Source organism: Vibrio sp. ABH4_348, from assembly GCF_056159765.1.
Map to the genome: position 1 here is coordinate 1,989,195 of NZ_JBSWVW010000001.1, position 20,119 is coordinate 2,009,313.

Here is a 20,119-nt window from a genome sequence, read left to right on the forward strand (position 1 = left end):
TCGTGGATTGACTCTACCCCGACTAAGTCGAGGAATAGCTCTAGCACTTCTAGGGAGATGAGTATTGGTGGATTAGCTCTGCCCTTTCAGGGTAAATGAGCCCAATTAGCTCTCCCCCTTTTAGGGGGAGCTGGAGGGGGTAATTCTGTGCACCAGTTCAACACTGGCTACCCCTCCCAGCCTCTCCTCAAAGGGGAGGAGCGTTCGTGGATTAGCACTACCTCTACTAGAGAACTAAGTATTCGCGGAATAGCTCGCCACTTTAGAAAAGCCGAGCCCCAATTGGCTCTCCCCCTTTTAGGGGGAGCTGGAGGGGGTATTTCCCATGATAACGTTTACACAGTGAAAAATTTGGTTACAATACCAACCGTTTCCGTCAGTAACTTGTCTATCTTGACGCGATTTGAGCCCTACCTCGGCTATTTCCTTCCCTATTCACAGCACTTAAATAAATAGAGTAAAAGCTCTAATTATTGCACCTAAATGACAATATCGTGCCAAATGCGCTTTATTTCGGCAATTTTATCTGCATTTTCGCCAATGGTCGGATTTCTATCCTATATACTTGTCACTAGTATCAGCCGGTAATTGAGTATTTACTCAAATCATCGTCCAAAGAGGCGAAATTAAATAAAGGTAAAACATGATGAATAAGACGCGTCTTTTCAAAAAGTCACTGATAGCAGTATCACTGGTTGCGGCTTCAGGCCAAGTAATGGCAGCCGGTTTCCAACTTAACGCACAATCGGCTACGGGTATTGGCCGTGCCTTCGCAGGTGATGCCGTGATCGCCGACAACGCGTCGGTTATGGCTCGTAACCCAGCGGCTATGGCGCTGTTTGATTCAGCGACCTTCTCGTTGGGCTTTGAAAGCTTAACAACTGATATTGAAGTTAAAGATGGTAAGTATACCCAAGGTGCAAATCCCACGACTAACACTAGTGAACCTGATATTGGTGGAACTTCGATAGCTCCTAATTTCCACGTTATTTTCCCAGTAGGTGACCAGTTTTCAGTCGGTTTCACTGCACACTCAAACTTCGGTACTAAAACTGAGTTCGACTCTAACTTTGTAGGCCCGGAGTTTGGTGGAACTACTGATGTTAAAACCATTAACTTTGGTGTTTCCTCTGCTTTTCGCGTAAATGAGCAACTTAGTTTGGGTGCTGGTATTGACTTGATTCACGGTGAAGGCGTACTTGATCGAAAACTAGCCGCTACTCTTGGTGGTGTACAAGCAACTAAGGTTGACGGTGACGGTTGGGCAATAGGATTTAACCTTGGTACGGTATTCGAACTCGACGAAGATAACCGTTTTGGTTTTTCATATCGTTACTCGCCTGATTTAGACGTAGAAGGCGACATTGTAAAAAGCGGTCAAACTTTCTCAAATGACACTTTGACTATAGCTCTTCCAGACATGTGGGAAGTGTCTGGCTACCACCGTTTAAACCAAGAGTTTGCACTCCACTACAGCGTGCAATGGATTGGTTGGGATGAATTTGAAAAGTTGGAAGCTGAAAAAGCAGGTTTGCTAAAAGAGTACAAGTGGCAAAATGGTATGCACTATGCGCTAGGTGCCACTTACTACATGGGCAGCGACTGGGAATTCCGCACTGGTTATATGTTTGATACTAGTGCACAAGACCAAGTTACTTCTGTTTCTGTACCAGACTCTGACCGCCATTGGTTCTCCTTAGGTACTACCTACCACATTGATGACAACTCAAGCTTAGATTTTGGCTTTACTTACTTAATGGGCAAAGACGTACAAGTATCAGAGAGTGTTACTGCTATCGCGAGTAGTATAACTGCTACAACACGTGCCAACGCTATCCTTTGGGGTCTGCAGTACAGCTACACGTTCTAATTCAATCAGTTAGAAATGAAAAGGGCAGAGAATTCTCTGCCCTTTTTTTGTTTTGTATGTCGCTTGTGTCATCATAGTTCCAAGTAATTTAGTGTCGTAGGAAATTAAAAGGAGATTCGTTTGAGCTTTATTATTTGGCTTCCCTTATTACTGCTCTATTTTAAACGCCATGAGCTCAATATTTCCACGTTAGCCATCGCGATAGTCTTTGCTTGCTATGCGGCACTATTAACTTCAACCACTATTCCATCAAGCTCTTGGTTAGCGGGTATCTACCTAACCGTTCCATCCATCAGTTTTTTCTTCTTTTTATTCCCACACTTTCAAAAAGAATTGGATGAACGAATCATAAAAGTCATTGCTGCAGTAATGTTCTTGGTCAGCTTAGTTTCACTCGTGCTTTTGTTTTAAAGTTTCCAAAATTTTCAATGTCAGGTTAGATAGTTATTTCGACAATTTATCGTCAATAAAAAACGGAGTGAACTACCACTCCGCTTCTGTCTATAGTTATACCACTTTAAAACTCTTCTAAAAATGCGTCTAATTCTTCCAGCTCTGCTTCGTCTTGTTCAGAGGTATCCACTTCAATTTCCGCTTTAAAATCTTGGCGTTGTAGGTACACATCGCGCACTAGTGAATACGGGTCAGGTGAGTTTTCTAACATCGCCTCTTGAGAAATCAGCGCCGCGCGACCTTCTAGCCCTTCAACCGCAAATTTGCCAATCCCCACCCAACCTGTGAGTAACGATAATGGCACGTATAGACTGTCTACTACATCTGTAGAGTCACGCAGTGTCATCGGGCCCACTCCGGGCACCATTAAGAAGGGGCCGTTGCCGACGCCGTAGTAACCTACCGCGTCACCAAATTCTTTATCATCGTGTTTGGTAATACCCGCTTCACTGGCAATATCTAACAAGCCCAGCAACCCAAAGGTGCTGTTAATCCAAAATCGGTTAAAGTGGTCAAACGCGCGCCCTGCATTGCCCATCATCAGGTTGTTGACCATAGAGGCGGGTTCATCAAGGTTATTGGCGAAATTGGATAGACCGCGTCTCAGAGGGGAAGGCGTGTACGTGGTGTAGCCCACTGCAGCTGGACGCAATAGATACGGGTCGAGAACTTCGTAGTTTAGTGCCCACATGGTGCGATTAAAGCCTTCCAATGGGTCGTACACTTCATCTGCTATTGCGGTTTCTTTAGGAGACTGCGCACAGCCCAATGTCAAAAGACAGAGAGCGACTAGGTATCCATAACGCAGAGTGTTAACCATTCACTATTCCTATTTGAGAAGACACATAAAAAAGACCGGAAACCCGGCCTTTATTGCTAAGTGCTTGAGGTTTCTCAGTATTGCGTGTCGATATTTACGCGCACAGTTTCGCCTAGTTTAACCACTTCGCTCTCTCCAAACCAGTCCCCTTGTTTGGTTGCGACATTGCCGTCGTAATCCAAACGGGCGCGAACAATGAATTCAGGCAGGTCAGAAATGCGTCGTCCTTCAAGCATAGCGTTGCTGTCATCGATGGACAATGTCAGCGGAAATTGCTGAGTACCAAAGCGTTTGGCCGCAACGGGCATCGGTGCACCATCTGCTGTATGAATAGAGACAATTAAGCTTGATTGCTCAGACGTTGGCAGTGGCACCTTCAGTGAGACAACGATATCAACTAAACCAGAGTCAATCGGCAACTCCCCCATTTGGCTGCGCGCTTCTGCAATACTGTCTGTGAGCATGGCGTAGCGCTGGTCTTGCTCGCCCACCATACTTTGCATTAGTTGCCATTGTTTGATGGCTGCAAGATAGTCTTTGCGCTCATAGGCTTCAAGCGCCAACAAGGATCGAACTCGTAAGTTACCGTAACCATTGGCGACAAGCGTATCGAGCAAGTCTTTGGCTTGACGCATATTGAAGCTATCTTGTGACATCATCAAGGCTTGGGCGTAACCAAACTGTACTTGCGAGTTATCACTCGCCAATCGATGGGCGTTTTTCATGGCCCCTATCGCCATTTCCACGTCGCGACTTGCCAGTGAAATTCGGCCTAGTAATAGCCAGCCTGTGGCGTCATCTGGATTGTGGTGTAAGCGGGTTCGCAACGCTAGCGTCAGCTCTTCCATGTCTTTATCACTGAGTGTGACGTCTTCTGGTCCCATGAGTTTTTTAGAAAGCTCCGGAAGACGAGAGCTCACCTCATGCCAGCTCTCCACTTGTTTAATGCCACCCATCCACGAATAGACTCCATAGCTGGTCACTGCAGTAAACAAAACGGAGATAACAATCCACGCCAGTGCGCCCTTACTATGTTTTGAGCCGGTGCGCTGCGGATTGGGTACATCATTAAGCAGTGATTGCTTGAGATCAGCAATGAGATCAGATTGCTCATTAACCAATCCGGCTTGCTGCTCCGATTCCAACTCGGCTAGGCGATCTTTGTAGAGCGCTTTGTTGAGCTCATCGCGCAATAATTCGTCTTCTGATTTCTTCTTTTTCAGTAGTGGCCACGCAATTAGCAATGCGGTGGTTAACATTAGGGCTATAGAAGCACTCCAAAATTCAATCATTGTTGCTCCTCACTGCTCGCCGCCGATGTGTCTTGTTGGGTTTTCGTTGATGCTGCAGCGTCAGGTTGGTCTTCTTCTAACAACGCCGCAAGTTGGGCCTCTTTTTTTTCATCCCACTCGGCACTTTTGCTTTGCTTGGCACGCCACACAATGACGGTTACGCCAATTAGTAGCACGCTCAGTGGTGCAAACCACAGAATTGCAGTCGACAAGGTGAGGGGTGGCTCGTAAGTTACAAAGTTGCCGTAACGAGCAATCATGTAATCGACAATTTCCTGCTCATTGTGACCATTTTTAGTCATTTCATAAACTTTTTGCCGAAGATCTTGAGCAAGCTCGGCATTCGAATCAGCAATGGAATTGTTCTGACACTTAGGGCAGCGCAACGTGTGACCAAGAGATTTGAATTGCTGCTCTTGTTCAGGGGTATCAAATTCATACACTTCGATAGCTGCGTTAACGGGTGCTGATTGCATTGCCCAGAACCATGCACACGCCAATACTAATAACCCAATTCGAGCCAGATTCACACTGTGTTTTAGGCTAGTCATAATTTTGCCTCCGCCAGCATCTGCTGATAGATAGGCTCGAGTTTTTCGGTCCAGTTTTGCGCGTTAACGTCGCCAACGTGTCGGTAGCGAATCACGCCATTGGCATCAATGAGGTAGGTTTCCGGCGCGCCGTAAACGCCCAGATCCAGCCCCAACATACCATCGCCGTCAAACAGGCTAATCAAGTATGGGTTACCGAGATTCACGAGCCACTGGGTGGCTTTTTGTCGGTCGTCTTTGTAGTTCAAACCGATGATTTTGACATCGTTGGCGGCCAGCTCATTTAGGTACTGATGCTCGGCGTAACAGGTCGGACACCAAGTCGCCCACACATTAAGCAGCAAAGGTTCGCCTTTAAATATGCTTTGGTCGTAAAGCTTGCCCGGCTCGGCCAAATCTTCCAACCGGAAGGTCGGCACAGTTTTCCCCACCAGAACTGATTCAAGCTTTGTTGGGTCGTCACCATCGGCATTTTTCGATAGCTGAATTGCAAACACCACAACTAGCGCTAAGAACGCGACCAATGGCAAAAACAGTATCTTTTTGTTCATTGATTAAGCTCCCGAATTAGTTTGTGATTGAGTGGCCAGTTCCGCTTGCGACTTTTGTTCGTCTGCCTTTTTGGGCTCGGCATTGTTACTGGGTTTGCGGTACCGGTAACGTCGGTCTGCAATCGCCAGTGCGCCGCCTATAGACATAATGAGCGAACCTACCCAAATCCAACGTACAAATGGCTTCTTGTGAATACGCACTGCCCACGCGCCTTGGTCATCTAGACGTTCACCTAGCGCAATATAGAGATCTCGGGTAATACCACGATCCAGTGCTGCTTCTGTCATCATGTTGCGCGCAGCGCGGTAGAAGCGTTTTTCTGTGTGTAGAGTGTTGAGGTATTTTCCATTGTGTTGAATTTCAAAATCGGCAATATACGCATCGTAGTTTGGCCCTGCGTGATCTCTTAAGCGTTTGAAGTAAAAATCGTAGCCTTCGATTTGCACATGCTCACCCGGCGCCAGTCGGACATCTCGCTCAACGCTATAGTTTTGCACCATGGCAATACCAATAACAGCAACAGCCAAGCCCAAGTGACCTAACATCATCGCCCAATGGCTGCGACTTAGTTTAGTGACTCCGCGCCAAAAACTGTGGCGATGGGTCGCACGCTGATGAAGCTCGTAACCGTGCAGTAAGATAATCCACCACGCCATCACCCAGCCAAGAAACGCCATTGGCTGGAAGAAATCCGCCAATAACCAGACCGAGCTAACCGCCAAAATCAGCGATGCGACACCACTAATCAGCATAGGTTTGGCCAATGTGCCCAGCTGGTCACGCTTCCAGCGCAGTAAAGGACCAATGCCTAAGAAGAACGAGAATGGAATCATCAACCAAGCAAACAAAGTATTGAAGAAAGGGGCCCCAATCGACACTGAGCCCAATCCAAACTGTTTGTGCACTAACGGTAGCAAGGTACCCACTAACACCACGACTAAGGCGGTGATCAATAAAATGTTATTGACCAGCAGAGCGTTTTCACGAGACACCAATTCAAACCGACCGCTGGATTTAACCGACGCGCCTTTAATAGCGTAAAGCAGTAAAGAACCACCAATAACCAGACCTAAGAAGGTTAAAATAAACATGCCTCGCTCTGGATCTGACGCAAAGGCATGTACCGATACCAACACACCAGAACGCACCAAGAAGGTACCCATCAAACTAAGCGAAAATGCGGATAAGGCGAGTAGTACCGTCCACGATTTGAAGGTGCCGCGTTTTTCAGTCACCGCTAGTGAATGCATTAGCGCTGTACCGGCAAGCCATGGCATGAAGGAGGCATTTTCAACTGGATCCCAGAACCACCAGCCACCCCAGCCTAACTCGTAATACGCCCACCACGATCCTAGCGCGATCCCTAGTGTTAAAGACAGCCAAGCGGCAGTGGTCCACGGTCTTGACCATCTTGCCCACGCGGTATCTAAACGACCTGTCATCAGTGATGCGATGGCAAATGCAAACGCCACAGAGAAGCCCACATAGCCCATATAAAGCAATGGCGGGTGAATGATTAATCCTGGGTCTTGCAGAAGTGGGTTGAGGTCTCGACCATCGATTGGGAAATAAGGTAAGGTGCGCTCAAATGGATTCGAGCTGATGATGATAGTGACTAGGAAGCCTACGTTAATCAATCCCATCACCGCTAATACGCGTGCAACCGATTCTCTTGGCATACCTCGGCTAAAGGTGGCAACAGCAACTGTCCAGCCCGCTTGAATTAATGCCCAGAGTAGAAAGGAACCCTCGTGCGCGCCCCACACAGCGGTAATGCGGTAGTACCAAGGTAAGTCACTGTTAGAGTTGCTAGCCACATACAACACGGTAAAGTCATTAACGTAAAACGCCCAACACAGCACAACAAAGGAGGCCAGTAACAAACTGAACATAGCCCATGAAAGTGGCCTAGCAGTTTGAATAAGCGTGGAGTTGTTAGTTAACGCGCCGACTAGCGGCAAGATGCCTAATAATATGGCGATCGGCAATGCGATAACCATAGCGAAGTGACCGAGTTCAACAATCATTGTCCGCTACCCTGCTTTTGCTCGTCGGTATACATCAGCGGCTCATGCGTTTTTTTCAGTGCTTCCGCAACTTCTGGTGGCATGTATTCTTCATCGTGTTTTGCCAACACTTCAAACGCTTCAATCGTTGTGGCATTTTTAAGAACCCCTTGCGCCACAATGCCCTGACCTTCTCGGAACAAATCCGGCAAAATGCCTTCATACACGACGGTCACTACTGGACCAACATCGTGCAGATCGAACGATACTTTGAGTGATTCTGGGTCACGTTTCACGGTACCGGGAAGCACCATGCCGCCAATACGCAATCGCTGTCCAACTTGTGGTTTCGTACCATCTGGTTTGCCGTTCACAATTTCACTCGGCGTGTAAAACAAGTCCATGTTTTGGTTTAACGCGTAGAGCACTAAACCTATGGTAATCGACGCACCAACAAAAATGGCTAATACAATACTGAGCCGCTTTTTACGTCTTGGGTTCATAGTGTGTTCTCCATTTGCTGTGCCGCTTTAATGCGAGCTTGGCGCGCTTGTTTGTCTCTGACTTGCTTGATCAGGGTTTTACCCTGGCCAATGCTCACAATTGTTAATACCAGCAAAGCACCAAATGTAATGCCAAATGCGCCCCACACATAGGCAGCGTAACCACCCATGGCAAAAAAGTCCGATAGAGTTTCAAAGTGCATAGTTATCGACCTCCCGATGTTGCTTGTTCGGCGAGCTCGATAACCCAAGGCCGATGTGATTCTTTGCGGATAATTTCATTGCGCAAGCGCACCATGGTTAGAGCGCCAAATAGGAAAGCAAAACCGGCTAAGTTGGTCAGTAGCGGCCACAACATGTCGTTAGCAATGGAAGGTTTTTCAAACTTGGTGATGGTTGCGCCTTGGTGCAGTGTGTTCCACCACTCCACCGAAAAGTGGATGATCGGCAAGTTAACCACACCTACAATGGCCAGGATTCCCGCCGCTTTGGCCGCGGTTTTTTGATCATCAAACGCGTGATAAAGCGCGATCACGCCTAGATATAAGAACAACAGAATCAGCTCGGAAGTCAAACGTGCATCCCACACCCACCAAGTGCCCCACATTGGTTTGCCCCATACCGCGCCGGTAACCAGTGCAATAAAGGTGTAAGTTGCGCCTATTGGCGCCATTGCCGCCGCAGCCATACTAGAAAGGCGAACTTGCCAGACTAAGCCAATAAAGGCCGCGATAGCCATTGAGCTGTAGACACCCATTGACCAAATGGCCGAAGGAACATGGATATAGATGATTCGGAAACTATCACCTTGCTGGTAGTCTGATGGAGCAAAGGCTAGCCCCCAGGTGGTACCAATCGCCAAACACAGAACTGCCAATACGCTGAACCAAGGCAACAATGAACCACATAGCTGGTAGGTGGTTTCAGGCTTAGCGTATGGATGGAGCCATTTCCACATTGTTTGTTCTCACTCTTACTTCCGTTTTCTAAGCTTATACCCTGCGTGTTTATCACGTCATGGGACACATCATTTTTTCGCGTGTTTCGCTTAGTTGTTTTAATTCAACACTTAATTTAGGGTTTTAGACCGATCATGAAGTGTTTTGTATTCAGTTGTTATTGAAAAACCGTTACGGTTTGTAAAGCTGTGCGCATCACAGCGTTAGTTCACGCTCACTCGCAATGAAGCCGCAATGGCTATGGGAGTCAGTGTTATTGACCCTGCGAGCATCGCACCCAGAATCGCTAGCTGCCCACTGTAGGGCATACCCAATGAAGCCGCTTCTATCGCGGACGTGGCAAAAATCAGTATCGGGATGTACAAGGGCAAAATCAGCAGGCTCAGTAATACCCCACCTTTTTGCAGCCCTACCGTTAATGCCACACCGATAGCACCAATGAAGCTCAGCGTCGGAGTGCCAATAACTAAAGTAGTCACCACAGCAAGCCAGGTATTCATATCCATGGACAACAATATGGCGAGCAGTGGGCTCATTAAAATCAAAGGAATGCCCGTTAACATCCAGTGGGCAATCACTTTTGCAATCACGACTACAGATAACGGTGTTGGCAGCAACATCAACTGTTCCAGCGCACCATCTTGAAAGTCATCTCTGAACAGTCGTTCCAGTGATAATAAAGCGGACAGCAGTGCCGCGACCCAAACAATACCGGATGCAATTCGTCTTAGTAATTCTGGTTCAGGCCCAATGCTGAGTGGAAACAGGGTGATAACGATGACAAAAAACCAAAGTGGATTAAGCACATCCGCTTGACGTCGAAAAGCGATCAGTAGTTCGCGGCGAATAATGCTGGTCATACTGGAAATCACGTTATTCACCTAACTTAATCTTGCGCAGCAAGGCGCTGTCTTTAAACATATCTTGGTGCGTGGTTAACAACACCATTCCACCAGCGTTTACATGAGATTCAAACAACGCTTCCAACACTTTCACACCTTGCTTATCTATGGCAGTTAACGGCTCGTCCAAAATCCATAGCGGTTTGTTGCTCAACCATAACCGTGCAAGTGCGACTCTACGTTGTTGCCCTGCGGACAACGACGCCGCTGGCACATCTTCGCGCCCAGCGAGTCCCACTTTCATAAGTGCGTGGAATAGCGTTTCTTGATTTACTGGTTGGTCACTGTGAACGGTTTGATAAAAACGTAAATTTTCATAAACGGTCAGTTCGCGTTTAACACCTGTTTGGTGCCCCAAAAACAGCAAATCTTGGTGAAAACCCTCGCGATCTTTTTCGGTAGATACCTGATTCCATTTAACGGAGCCTGATTCTTTATCCCCTAGCCCTGCAATGATTCGAAGTAGTGTGGTCTTGCCGGTTCCATTTCGCCCCTCGATCTGCATTAGATCTCCCTTGTTTAGGGTAAACGAGAGTTCGTCAAATAAGGTTCGTTCGTCTCGAATCGCGGTAAGTTGCTGTACTTCAAGCATGAAAATGACCAGAAAAACAAGGGAGTCCAGTTTACCACAGCCGTTTTCAGGCAAAATACAATAACCACACTTTAATTCACGTTTTTGAACTCCAATGCGATTTTTACGTGCTACGTTAACCAGCCATTAACATAAAGCGTAGTCGAGATTAACTCGGTAAAAGGGATGGGCGTTTTTTTACGCTAGATAAAATAAACAAGACGCCATGTGGCGTCTTGTTAGTTGGATAAACCATCGCTAAGCACTAACGATTTTTGTTGGCGGTTTTTCGGCGTTCAGGTGCACGAGAAAGTGGAGGAATTTGCTCTTTACCCGCTATCTTTTTCTGCAATGACAGCATTAGCTCAGCTTCCGCTTTGGGTAATTCACATTCCTGAATCAGTTCATCGACATCGGCGCCCAACTGCACCAATTTACTGGCTCTCGAATACAGCCTTCCATCACCATCTTCTTGTTCTAGCTCTAGAATTCGTTCGCTTAGATGCTGAATGATGTCTTGTTGCTCAGAAACTTTCTGCCCCAAACCAACCACAACAGAACGAACCTCCATCAATTGGTTGTTGGCTTTCTGTAGCTCTTTTTCCCACGAACGGGCCTGTTGACGATTGTGCTGAGTTAATACGCGAATGCGTTTACGTAGCGATAACCACGCAACCAAGAGCACCAATACTGCAAAACCAACACCTCCCAAAATAGCCGGAGGCGACATCAACCACTCGATCGTCATTACAGGTGCGCTACTTCGTCCCACTCATCGTCTGTGAGTAGTTTATTCAGATCGACAAGAATTAGCAGCTTACCGTCGCGGTTGCTTACACCTTGGATAAACTTGGAGCTTTCGTCAGTACCAACACTTGGTGTCGTGTCAATTTCAGATGCACGAAGGTAAACCACTTCAGCAACACTATCGACAAGAATACCAACGACCTGCTGCTCAGATTCGATAACGATGATACGAGTATTGTCTGAGATTTCGCCTTCCATCAAACCAAAGCGAGAGCGTGTATCGATTACTGTGACAACGTTACCACGCAGGTTAATGATACCTAGAACGTATTCAGGAGCACCTGGAACCGGAGCAATTTCAGTATGACGCAACACTTCACGAACTTGCATTACGTTAATACCATAGGTTTCATCATCTAGTTGGAACGTCACCCACTGAAGTACTTCGTCGTTCGACGCGTCTTTTCTTACTTCTACTTCACTAGTTTGAGACATACCTTTTCCTCTCTAAGCCGTTTAGGCACAAACTGTTACTGTTCGAGCGCTTTCACATCAAGTCCTGCATTAAGCATAGCTATCAATGCACGAACATGTATCAAGGCACACATTTTTTCTTTAACCATACCTGCTAACCAAGGGCGTTTGCCCGGCGTTTTACGCCAATTCACTTTAGCAGGATTAAGCCACTCGGTACCTTTCAGTTCCGAGCTTGCTAAGCCCCAGTTGCTTTCGTCAAGCATAACAATGTACTGGTAACTTTCTTTGTAGTCTTCGTCTGTTAGTTTGTCAGACATCACCCATTTGGCACTGTCTACGACGTCAACCTGGGTGTCACGACTGGATTGAAGTCCGAGATACCACTTAGGTCGCCCAATCAGATGGTTTAGGGTTCCCATCTGGTGGATACCACCCAATTCAACGAGTGGCACAGCAAAAGTCACACTGTGTACTTCAAAGTAAAGCACCTGAAAGTCTTCTTGTCTCTCAGTACTTTGCCATTCATCGATACCTTTGTGACCAGCTTGGCTGTTCAGCTCGGTTTGCTCAGCCACCTCGATGGTTTCTTCAACGTCAATTGAAGGCTCATCAACCGGCGTCGCAACTTCTTCAACCTCTTTAACGTCAACGTCTAAAACGGCATCGTCAACAGGCCAATCTTGAACTTCTTCGACAACCGGAGTCGGTTCGCTTTCAGTCACAACCTCAGTTTCAACCTTGATTTCAGGTTGAACTTGAGTCGCGGCGACTTGCTCTTGCGCAATCTTAACGGTGTTCTCTTCAAGAACTTTTTCCAGCTGTAACTCTTCAACAGGGTTGCGAGTTTCTAACTCTGACAACAACCGCTCAACATCTTCCAAATTTGGAAGAGTGATTTCTGCTGTTCGAGTTTGATAATAACTTTTTTCCGGGACAGATTGGCGCATTGGCTCTGGCTCTGGCTCTGGCTCTGGCTCTGGCTCTGGCTCTGGCTCTGGCTCTGGCTCTGGCTCTGGCTCTGGCTCTGGCTCTGGCTCTGGCTCTGGCTCTGGCTCTGGCTCTGGCTCTGGCTCTGGCTCTGGCTCTGGCTCTGGCTCTGGCTCTGGCTCTGGCTCTGGCTCTGGCTCTGGCTCTGGCTCTGGCTCTGGCTCTGGCTCTGGCTCTGGCTCTGGCTCTGGCTCTGGCTCTGGCTCTGGCTCTGGCTCTGGCTCTGGCTCTGGCTCTGGCTCTGGCTCTGGCTCTGGCTCTGGCTCTGGCTCTGGCAAGACCATATCTACCGCAACTGAACTGTCAAGCGTCACCTGTGTTTCTTCTTCATCAAGCAACGCTGAGAAATAATCTTCAAGAGCTTGCTCACTGGAGCGCAACGCTGAGTTACTCATCTATCGCCAACCTCTCTAAAAACAAGAGTAGTTGTTTATAGGCGAATACTCCGCGACTACCTGGTGCAAAATGCGAAACCGGCAAGTTTTTTAAACTCGCGTCTCTAAATTTGGTATCGATGGGAACGGCGGATTTCCAAACCTGCTCTGGGTAGTTTTTTTTCAGTTGCTGCAGCGTCTGCAATGAAGCGCGGGTACGCTTGTCGTACATGGTTGGAATAATGGTGACTTTAAATGCGCGTTGACGAGACTTTTGCATGATTGCCAAGGTGCGAACCATGCGCTCAAGACCTTTCATCGCCAAAAATTCGGTCTGAACTGGAATCAGAATACGATCGCTGGCTGCCAATGCATTGACCATCATAACGCCTAGTATCGGTGGGCAATCAATCAGCACGTAATCGTAGCGGTGTTTAAGCGCAAGTAACGCCCGCTTAAGAATCAACCCCATTCCACTGCGATTACCCATAACGCGGTCGAGCGTCGCCAATGACATATGAGCCGGAATAAGATCAATCCCTTCCACGTCACTGTTCATGACCAGCGGCATTACTGTGGATTCATCGAACTCTTTCAGTTGAAATAAATCAAACAAATTACCTTGTGGGCCGTCCGAGTCATAACCAAGATATGTCGTTAGTGAGCCATGTGGGTCAGTATCAACAAGCAATACTCGTTTTCCCTGCTGGCTCAATAGACCTGCAAGGGTAATGGTTGTGGTTGTTTTGCCGACACCACCTTTTTGATTGGCAACACTCCAAACGATCATGACTTGTTCTATGCCATCCCTACTTCAACTAGCATACGCTCTGCAATTCTATCTAAGGGTAAATCTTCGCTAGAAATTCCCGCTTTCGCTACGGCTTGTGGCATACCGTATACCACGCAGCTTTCTTCATCTTGTGCCCAAATTGAAGACCCAACATTTTTCAACATGCGTGAGCCTTCTCGGCCATCAGCACCCATTCCAGTCAAGATCATGGACATAACCTTGTCGGAATAGATCTTTGCCGCACTGCCAAATGTCACATCGACACTCGGCTTATAATTCATGCGCTCACCACCATCCAAAATCTTTAATTTGCTGGCTCCGGGGCGACCTTCAATCATCATCTGTTTACCACCTGGAGCCAAATAAGCCACGCCTGGGCGCAATATGTCACCGTCTGCCGCCTCGCGAACTTCAATTTTGCACAACCCATTCAGTCGGCTAGCAAAAGCGGCGGTAAACGTAGCTGGCATGTGTTGAATTAGAACAATCGGATGCGGATAGTTCGCTGGTAGCTTGGTTAAGATTTTTTGCAGTGCAACTGGACCGCCAGTCGAGCAACCAATCGCTGTTAATTGATACTTTTTGCCACTGGCTTTAAAGCGGGTTGCAGCCGTTTGTGTTGGCTTGGCAGCGGTTCTTGGTTCCGCAGTATTGCGTAAAGAACTGGTTGTCGAACGCGTTGATGTGGTAGTGGTTGACGGGCGAGTTATAGCCGGAGAAGGTCTTCTCATTCGGCTTCGGCGCGCCGATATTTGAATGACACGCTGCTGAAGCAGTGTTACTGCTTCATCTCGATTACGCGCGATATCTTCAAATTTTTTAGGTAGAAAATCCAATGCGCCGGCTTCAAGTGCGTCGAGCGTGGCTCTGGCGCCTTCGTGAGTCAGCGAGGAAAACATCAAAATAGGAACGGGGCTTTTCGCCATGATCTCTTTCACGGCTGTAATGCCATCCATAACTGGCATTTCGATGTCCATTGTGATGACATCTGGCTTAAGCGATATAGCTTTTTCGACGGCCTCTTTGCCATTGGTTGCCACGTCCATGACTTCTAGACGCGGCTCAGAGTTGATGATTTCACTCACCCTACGACGGAAAAAACTTGAATCATCAACAACCAGTACTTTAATCGCCATAAATATCCTTCTAACGCTGGCGGTTTAGATACGCGATGCAGCCGCGTACTGTTTTAGCAAATCAGGCACATCAAGAATCAATGCGATATGACCATCACTAGTGATAGTCGCACCAGCCATACCCGGTGTTCCTTGTAGTAGGTTATCAAGCGGTTTGATAACCACTTCTTCTTGTCCTATCAAGGTATCAACCACAAATCCGACACGCTGGCTTCCCAATTGAACGATAACCACATGCCCATGGCCATTGCGCTTGTCGCTTGAAGCGCTTCTTGGCATCAACCACTCTTGCAAATAGAACAGTGGTATCGATTTTTCGCGAACAATAATGGTTAGCTGACCGTCTACGACGTTAGTTTTGCTTAAATCCAAATGGAAGATTTCGTTAACACTTGCCAGCGGCAATGCAAATGGATTGCCCGAGACTCCGACCATTAGAGTTGGCAAGATAGCCAATGTCAGTGGCACTTTGATGGTAATTTTGGTGCCTTTACCTAACTCAGAATCAATATCAATCGAACCGTTCAGCGTATTGATGGCAGTTTTCACCACATCCATACCAACACCACGACCTGAGATATCGGTAATTTTCTCTTTACTCGAGAAACCTGGCATAAAGATTAGGTTGTAGCATTCTTTGTCTGTCAGGCGTGACGCCGCATCTTCATCCATCATGCCGCGGTTAACCGCAATGCCACGAAGTTTGTCTGGATCCATACCGCCACCGTCATCAACGATAGCAAGTTGGATATGATCGCCCTCCTGGGCAGCGGACAGAATCACTTTACCTTGACGTGGTTTTCCAGACGCTTCGCGCGCATCTGGCATTTCAATACCATGGTCAACGGAGTTACGAACCAAGTGAATCAATGGATCGGCTAGCGCCTCTACCAGGTTTTTATCTAGGTCAGTTTCTTCACCGCGCATTTCTAGCGCAATGTCTTTGTTTAAGCTTCGTGCCAAGTCGCGTACTACTCGAGGGAAACGACCAAATACCTTCTTGATTGGCTGCATGCGGGTTTTCATTACCGCACCCTGCAAATCAGCAGTCACTACGTCCAAATTAGCTACTGCTTTGGACATCTCTTCATCGGCACTCTTTAGACCTAAGCTGAGAAGTCGGTTACGAACCAATACCAACTCACCCACCATGTTCATAATGATATCGAGCGTTGAAGTATCAACACGTACTGTAGCTTCGGCTTGAGGTTTTTTCACCGCTGGTGCTGCCGCTTCTTTTTTCGCTGGCACCTGTTTTTCTGTAGCTGGCGCCGCTTTAGGTGCGGCAGTCGGAGCAGGCTTGGCCGCTGCTGGAGCTGCTGGAGCCGCTGCCGGCGTTGATGTTGCCGGTTTCGCTGCAGGTGCCGGGGTCTCAGCTGGCTTAGTTGCTTGCTCTAGTTCTTCGATCGAAGGACCTTTACCTGAACCGTGTAGCTGATCGAGAAGTTTTTCGAACTCGTCGTCCGTCATTAAGTCATCGCCACCAGCAATCGCTTGCGTCGACGGCATCGGCTCACTCGATTTAGGCGGTGGAGGTGGCGGCGTAGCCGTTGCAGCCGGTTTCTGCGCATCTTCGGCTGAAGGGCCTTTACCTGAGCCGTGAAGCTCATCTAGCAGTTTTTCGAATTCGTCATCAGTGATGTCACCACTCATGTCTGCACTAGCTGCAGGAGCTGGAGACACAGGTGCGGCTGGTGCAGGCGTATCAGTACCAGGTGCAGAGCCTTTACCATGAAGCTCATCAAGCAACTTTTCAAATTCGTCTTGCGTAATTTCGTCGATAGACTGACCGCTAGTGACTTCAGATTGATTAACTGTAGGTGTTGGCTCAACCACGGGTGCCTCTACCACAGGCTCTGGTGGAGCTTCTACTACTGGTTCTTCAACAACTGGTGCTGCTGGTTCTGCGGCTTCATCTTCCGTTTGAGGTTTGCTCAAACGATGTAGTTCATCAAGTAATGATTGCTCGGCCTTAGGCATATCACTGCGATCTTGGACCGCAGAAAATTGCTCGTTTACCGTGTCCAACGCCTTCAACATGGTATCCATCAAAGATGACGTCACTTCACGCTGACCGTTTCGCAAAATATCAAACACGTTTTCGGCACCATGACAGGTGTCGACTAGTTCAGTGAGTGCTAGGAAACCCGCACCGCCTTTTACCGTGTGGAAACCTCGGAAGATGGCATTAAGGAGATCTTTGTCGTCTGGATTATTTTCCAGTTCAACCAATTGTTCAGAAAGCAGCTCTAGTATTTCGCCTGCTTCGACCAAGAAGTCCTGTAGAATATCTTCGTCTAAATCGTAGCTCATACGTTACCCCTAAAATCCAAGGCTGGAGAGTAAGTCGTCAACCTCATCTTGAGATGCAACCGCATCTTCGCGCTCATGAGGATTAAGAATTGGACCTTCAGCTTCGGTCGACTTACTTTTATTTTTGTTATCAGAATCTTGGCCTAATTGATTTGCCGTGAACACGGTAAGAATCTCAACCAATCTCCCTTCCACTTCATTAACTAGGGTGATAACGCGGCGTATGATTTGTCCCGTAAGATCTTGGAAGTCTTGTGCCATAAGAATATCGGTCAATTGACCTCGCAATTCAGAGCTATTGCCTTCAACCTGACCAAGCAAATCGTCAATTCGATGACATAACGCTTTGAATTCCGCCAACTCCAATCGGCCATGCATTAACTCATTCCACTTAGGGCGCACTTGAAGTAGCCCCTCATGTAAGTTGTCTGCGATTGGCATACAACGGTCAACGGCATCCATGGTTTTGTTCGCCGCCAGTTCCGTTTTTTCGATGACGTACTGCAAACGGTCTCGTGCATCAGGTATTTCGTCCGTGGCGATCTCTGTAATGCGATCGTCTGCGGAAAACTGCTTAATTGACTCGTGCAAATCCCGAGTCAATTCACCAATTTCCTGTACCATTGGATTCGAAGCGTTCTCATAGGCTTGTCTAACGAGAGCGTCTGCGTCTTCTTGGTTGCCTTGCTCTAGCAAGTCAACCAGTTGTTTGGCTTGTTCTAGTGAAATCATACTAAATTGGCCTTCCCCACGCTGGTTATCACTCGATGAAACGACTTATAAACGTTCGAATATTTTGTCGAGTTTTTCTTTAAGCGTTGCCGCTGTAAAAGGCTTAACAATGTAGCCATTCACACCCGCTTGGGCCGCTTCGATGATCTGTTCACGCTTGGCTTCTGCCGTGATCATCAATACAGGAAGATGTTTGAGTTCATCGTCTTGGCGAATGTGTTTCAACAAGTCGATACCCTGCATGCCTGGCATGTTCCAATCCGTCACTACGAAGTCGAATCCACCCTGCTTTAACATCGGAAGCGCAGTCAAACCATCATCTGCTTCTTGTGTGTTGTTAAATCCTAAATCTCGCAGCAGATTTTTAACGATACGTCGCATTGTTGAAAAGTCGTCAACAATAAGGATCTTCATGTTTTTATTCAAAATTGCCTCCACTGATTGAGATTTCAGTGTTTAATCATTTCCTGTCCACGCATTGAGTTTAGTGCGCAAACGTTGCATCGACTGGCTCAGTATTTGGCTTACGCGAGATTCACTAACGCCAATTACTTCACCGATTTCTTTTAAGTTAAGCTCTTCATCATAATAGAGCGAAAGTACCAAAGCTTCACGTTCTGGTAGCGATTTTATCGATTCAATCAAAGCTTTGCGGAAATTTTCATCCACAACGCCTTTAAATGGACTATCCGATTCTTCATCATCAGCAGACGATATTACATCGGCAGATACGCCCAAATCTTCAATTCCAACTAACTTTGAGCAGTTAATATCTGCCAAAATTGAGTGGTATTCGTCTAACGTAAGTTCTAAATGCTTGGCCACTTCGGCATCGGTAGGATCTCGATTGAGTTGACCTTCTAATACTGAGATTGCTTGACCAATTTCACGGTTGTGCTTGTGAACTGAGCGAGGTACCCAATCTCCTTTGCGAATATCATCGAGCATTGCTCCTCGAATTCGGATACCCGCATAGGTGTCAAAACTGGCACCTTTACTACCGTCATAATTTTTTTGCGCTTCAAGCAGACCAATCATGCCGGCTTGAATTAAGTCTTCAACTTGAACACTTGGTGGTAATCGACCTAACAAATGGTGCGCAATTCTTTTCACCAGAACAGAGTATTTTTCTAAAAATGCTCTCTGGCTATCTTGGTTTGCGTATTGTTCGTAGGTCAAAGCCTTATTCACCAAACGGTTCCTCTAGTGATTCTGTTCGATTTAGCAATCGTTCTACAAAAAATTCTAAATGACCACTTGGTGTTTTTGGAATCGGCCAAGTGAGTGCTTTAGTAGCTAGAGAGCCAATGGCAAGTGCTGCTGGAGAGCGCGGAAATGCATCAACCACTATTTTTTGTTTTTTCACCGCTTGGCGAACTTTATCGTCAAGAGGGATACAAGCCACCAATTCCAAACTGACACTTAAGAACCTTTCGGTAACCAAAGTCAATTTTGCAAATAGCTCACGCCCTTCTCGATAACTGCGAACCATATTCGCAACGATCTTAAAACGCTGAACTTGGTGCTCTTTACTCAATAGTTTAATTAAAGCATAAGCGTCGGTAATCGATGTTGGTTCGTCACAAACAACGACTACTACGTCTTGTGCAGCACGCGAAAAACTCACTACCATGTCCGAAATGCCCGCGGCGGTATCCACCAGCAACACGTCCATTTCATCTTCCAACGTACCAAAGGCGCGAATCAAACCTACATGCTGAGCGTGACTTAGCTCTGTCATGGATTGCGTGCCCGAGGTCGCCGGTATTATCTTTATACCATGTGGTCCTTCAACAATAGCATCTTTTAAGTCACATTCTCCAGCAAGTACATGACCTAAATTACGTTTTGGCCGGATTCCGAGCATTACATCGACATTTGCGAGGCCGAGATCTGCATCCAGTACCATAACCTTTTTGCCTTGGCGCGCCATACAAATAGCCAAGCCCAATGTAACGTTAGTTTTGCCAACGCCACCTTTACCACCTGTTACCGTAATAACTTTGGTCATTGAGGGCTGAGTTAGCCTGCGTAAGCCGCTTGCTTGATCTTGAATCATATTACCTGTCATAACTATTCGC

22 protein-coding genes are annotated in these 20,119 nt (G+C 47.1%); 2 read left to right on the forward strand and 20 right to left on the reverse strand.

Going from position 1 to position 20,119, the window contains the following annotated elements; translation table 11 throughout:
- Positions 1-646 precede the first annotated feature (646 nt).
- Entirely contained in the window at positions 647-1,870 is a 1,224-nt protein-coding gene (locus ACXAFJ_RS09120; RefSeq protein WP_475322933.1) for an outer membrane protein transport protein, read from the forward strand.
- 120 nt (positions 1,871-1,990) lie between these two features.
- Entirely contained in the window at positions 1,991-2,281 is a 291-nt protein-coding gene (locus ACXAFJ_RS09125; protein WP_475322934.1) for a hypothetical protein, read from the forward strand.
- Between the two features lie 106 nt (positions 2,282-2,387).
- Here ACXAFJ_RS09125 and ACXAFJ_RS09130 read toward each other — a convergent pair whose 3' ends face one another.
- From ACXAFJ_RS09130 to ACXAFJ_RS09225, 20 genes are all read right to left on the reverse strand, one after another.
- Complete coding sequence (locus ACXAFJ_RS09130) at positions 2,388-3,143, reverse strand: MlaA family lipoprotein (protein WP_475322935.1); 756 nt, start codon at positions 3,141-3,143, stop codon at positions 2,388-2,390.
- A gap of 74 nt (positions 3,144-3,217) precedes the next feature.
- The gene (ccmI, locus tag ACXAFJ_RS09135) at positions 3,218-4,435 is read right to left on the reverse strand and encodes a c-type cytochrome biogenesis protein CcmI (protein WP_475322937.1); all 1,218 of its coding nucleotides are present in this window, start codon (positions 4,433-4,435) and stop codon (positions 3,218-3,220) included.
- Positions 4,432-4,911 (reverse strand): cytochrome c-type biogenesis protein, encoded by a 480-nt coding sequence (locus tag ACXAFJ_RS09140; RefSeq protein ID WP_475324097.1) that lies wholly within the window; start codon positions 4,909-4,911, stop codon positions 4,432-4,434. Before ACXAFJ_RS09140 ends, ccmI begins: the two co-directional genes overlap by 4 nt.
- 71 nt (positions 4,912-4,982) lie before the next feature.
- Positions 4,983-5,537, reverse strand: a complete 555-nt coding sequence (locus tag ACXAFJ_RS09145; protein ID WP_475322938.1) for a DsbE family thiol:disulfide interchange protein — start codon at positions 5,535-5,537, stop codon at positions 4,983-4,985.
- Between the two features lie 3 nt (positions 5,538-5,540).
- Positions 5,541-7,565, reverse strand: coding sequence for a heme lyase CcmF/NrfE family subunit (locus ACXAFJ_RS09150; RefSeq protein WP_475322939.1), 2,025 nt, complete (start codon positions 7,563-7,565; stop codon positions 5,541-5,543).
- Complete coding sequence (ccmE, locus tag ACXAFJ_RS09155) at positions 7,562-8,047, reverse strand: cytochrome c maturation protein CcmE (protein ID WP_475322941.1); 486 nt, start codon at positions 8,045-8,047, stop codon at positions 7,562-7,564. Before ccmE ends, ACXAFJ_RS09150 begins: the two co-directional genes overlap by 4 nt.
- Positions 8,044-8,250: a heme exporter protein CcmD gene (gene ccmD / locus ACXAFJ_RS09160; RefSeq protein ID WP_475322942.1), complete on the reverse strand. Its 207-nt coding sequence runs from the start codon at positions 8,248-8,250 to the stop codon at positions 8,044-8,046. Before ccmD ends, ccmE begins: the two co-directional genes overlap by 4 nt.
- 2 nt (positions 8,251-8,252) lie before the next feature.
- Entirely contained in the window at positions 8,253-9,005 is a 753-nt protein-coding gene (locus ACXAFJ_RS09165; RefSeq protein ID WP_475322944.1) for a heme ABC transporter permease, read from the reverse strand.
- A 204-nt stretch (positions 9,006-9,209) separates the two neighbouring features.
- Positions 9,210-9,866: a heme exporter protein CcmB gene (gene ccmB, locus ACXAFJ_RS09170; RefSeq protein ID WP_475324099.1), complete on the reverse strand. Its 657-nt coding sequence runs from the start codon at positions 9,864-9,866 to the stop codon at positions 9,210-9,212.
- 13 nt (positions 9,867-9,879) lie between these two features.
- On the reverse strand, positions 9,880-10,500 hold the full coding sequence (ccmA, locus tag ACXAFJ_RS09175; RefSeq protein ID WP_475322945.1) for a cytochrome c biogenesis heme-transporting ATPase CcmA: 621 nt from the start codon (positions 10,498-10,500) through the stop codon (positions 9,880-9,882).
- A 244-nt stretch (positions 10,501-10,744) separates the two neighbouring features.
- Positions 10,745-11,227 carry a DUF2802 domain-containing protein gene (locus ACXAFJ_RS09180; protein ID WP_475322946.1) on the reverse strand — a complete coding sequence of 161 codons (483 nt, stop codon included), beginning with the start codon at positions 11,225-11,227 and terminating at the stop codon, positions 10,745-10,747.
- Entirely contained in the window at positions 11,227-11,721 is a 495-nt protein-coding gene (locus ACXAFJ_RS09185) for a chemotaxis protein CheW (protein WP_475322948.1), read from the reverse strand. The genes ACXAFJ_RS09180 and ACXAFJ_RS09185 overlap by 1 nt, the downstream gene beginning before the upstream one ends.
- 35 nt (positions 11,722-11,756) lie before the next feature.
- A complete protein-coding gene (locus tag ACXAFJ_RS09190) occupies positions 11,757-13,085 on the reverse strand; it encodes a chemotaxis protein CheW (protein ID WP_475322949.1) in 1,329 nt (442 codons plus the stop codon).
- Positions 13,078-13,854 (reverse strand): ParA family protein, encoded by a 777-nt coding sequence (locus tag ACXAFJ_RS09195; RefSeq protein WP_475322950.1) that lies wholly within the window; start codon positions 13,852-13,854, stop codon positions 13,078-13,080. The genes ACXAFJ_RS09190 and ACXAFJ_RS09195 overlap by 8 nt, the downstream gene beginning before the upstream one ends.
- A gap of 8 nt (positions 13,855-13,862) precedes the next feature.
- A complete protein-coding gene (locus ACXAFJ_RS09200; protein ID WP_475322951.1) occupies positions 13,863-14,993 on the reverse strand; it encodes a protein-glutamate methylesterase/protein-glutamine glutaminase in 1,131 nt (376 codons plus the stop codon).
- A gap of 24 nt (positions 14,994-15,017) precedes the next feature.
- Entirely contained in the window at positions 15,018-17,306 is a 2,289-nt protein-coding gene (locus tag ACXAFJ_RS09205) for a chemotaxis protein CheA (RefSeq protein ID WP_475322953.1), read from the reverse strand.
- A gap of 9 nt (positions 17,307-17,315) precedes the next feature.
- Entirely contained in the window at positions 17,316-18,038 is a 723-nt protein-coding gene (locus ACXAFJ_RS09210; RefSeq protein WP_475322954.1) for a protein phosphatase CheZ, read from the reverse strand.
- Positions 18,039-18,083: 45 nt separating this feature from the next.
- Positions 18,084-18,452: a chemotaxis response regulator CheY gene (cheY, locus tag ACXAFJ_RS09215; protein WP_475324100.1), complete on the reverse strand. Its 369-nt coding sequence runs from the start codon at positions 18,450-18,452 to the stop codon at positions 18,084-18,086.
- A 42-nt stretch (positions 18,453-18,494) separates the two neighbouring features.
- Entirely contained in the window at positions 18,495-19,229 is a 735-nt protein-coding gene (locus ACXAFJ_RS09220) for an RNA polymerase sigma factor FliA (protein ID WP_475322955.1), read from the reverse strand.
- Positions 19,222-20,109 carry a MinD/ParA family protein gene (locus tag ACXAFJ_RS09225; protein WP_475322957.1) on the reverse strand — a complete coding sequence of 296 codons (888 nt, stop codon included), beginning with the start codon at positions 20,107-20,109 and terminating at the stop codon, positions 19,222-19,224. Before ACXAFJ_RS09225 ends, ACXAFJ_RS09220 begins: the two co-directional genes overlap by 8 nt.
- Positions 20,110-20,119 lie beyond the last annotated feature (10 nt).